The following is a 1,459-nucleotide window of genomic DNA, read 5'->3' as shown; positions in this document are numbered from 1 at the left end:
GGGGTGAGATATCTCGCTCAGGGAGATGTCGGATTAGTAAAAGAAGCATTAAAAGAAAGAGGACTCTTAGCAAAGAACGCAGCACATATTGTAAAAAATCAGTCTTTCATTATTCCGAACTACACATGGTGGGGAGGAATCTACTATAAGATAGGTTTATCTGTTTATGATTTCCTTGCGGGAAAACTAAGTTTGGGTAAAACGAAATACATCAGCAAAGCGAAAACCGTTGAAAAGCTTCCTACTATTGAACAAAATCACTTAATGAGTGGTGTTGTTTACCAGGATGGACAGTTTGACGACGCCAGACTTGCCATTAATCTTACCCAGACGATTATTGAAAAAGGAGGAAGTGCTGTTAACTATGTGAAAGTAATCAACCTTTTGAAAGATGCTTCTGATAAAGTAGTAGGCGTAGTTGCTGAAGACCAGTTTTCTAAACAGCAATATCAGATCCATGGTAAAGTAGTCATCAATGCCACTGGTGTATTTACGAATGACATTCTTAATATGAACAACCCTAAGCATGGTAAATTGGTGGTACCAAGCCAGGGAATTCACCTGGTACTGGATAAATCTTTCCTGAAAAGCGATGATGCCATCATGATTCCAAAAACATCAGACGGCAGGGTTTTATTTGTTGTGCCGTGGCACGACAGAGCCTTGGTGGGAACCACCGATACTCTTTTAAAGGATGAAAGCTTTGAGCCTCGTGCACTGGAAGAAGAAATCAGCTTTGTTTTAAATACAGCAAGACAATATCTGGCTAAAAAACCAACCCGTGAAGATGTGAAATCAGTTTTCGCAGGTCTTCGTCCGCTTGCCGCTCCTAAAGATGGAAGCAAAAGCACCAAAGAAGTTTCCCGTAGCCATAAAGTTATTACTTCAGAAACCGGATTAGTTTCTATTATCGGAGGAAAATGGACTACTTACCGTAAAATGGCAGAAGATACTGTAAACGAAGCCATGAAAGTTCACAGATTGGGAAATAGCCCATCAAAAACAGAGCATATGTCCATACACGGAAATGTAAAACCAGAACAGGTAGACAGAACCAATCATCTGTATGTGTACGGATCTGATATTCCGGCAATCAAAAAATTACAGGAAAGTAATCCGCGCTATGCTCAAAAAATCCATCCTGATCATCCCTTTACTGTAGCAGAAGTGGTATGGGCCGTAAGAGCTGAAATGGCAGAAACCATTGAAGATATCCTGGCAAGAAGAGTACGTCTGCTTTTCCTGGATGCCAGAGCAGCGATAGACAGCGCTCATAACGTAGCAAGAATCATTGCTGAAGAAAAAGGATATTCTGAAGAATGGGCGCAGCAGCAGGAAAATGAATTCATTGAACTGGCAAGAGGATATTTACTGACTCCTTATTCACCTAAAGTTATCAACCTAAATTAGCATTATATACATGAATGAAAAACTAATTCTCGCTCTAGACCAGGGAACA

1 protein-coding gene is annotated in these 1,459 nt (G+C 40.4%); it reads left to right on the top strand.

All coding sequences use genetic code 11. The annotated features are described in order from the left end of the window. On the top strand, positions 1–1,410 hold a 1,410-nt coding region (locus tag GB932_RS21825), incomplete at its 5' end, for a glycerol-3-phosphate dehydrogenase/oxidase (protein ID WP_197517191.1). Positions 1,411–1,459: the final 49 nt, after the last annotated feature.

The sequence above is a fragment of the Microbacterium karelineae genome (assembly GCF_009745985.1).
Classification (GTDB): Bacteria; Actinomycetota; Actinomycetes; order Actinomycetales; family Microbacteriaceae; genus Microbacterium; species Microbacterium karelineae.
Note: the sequence above shows the minus strand (reverse complement) of the source record. Positions and strands in the feature narration are given on the sequence as shown.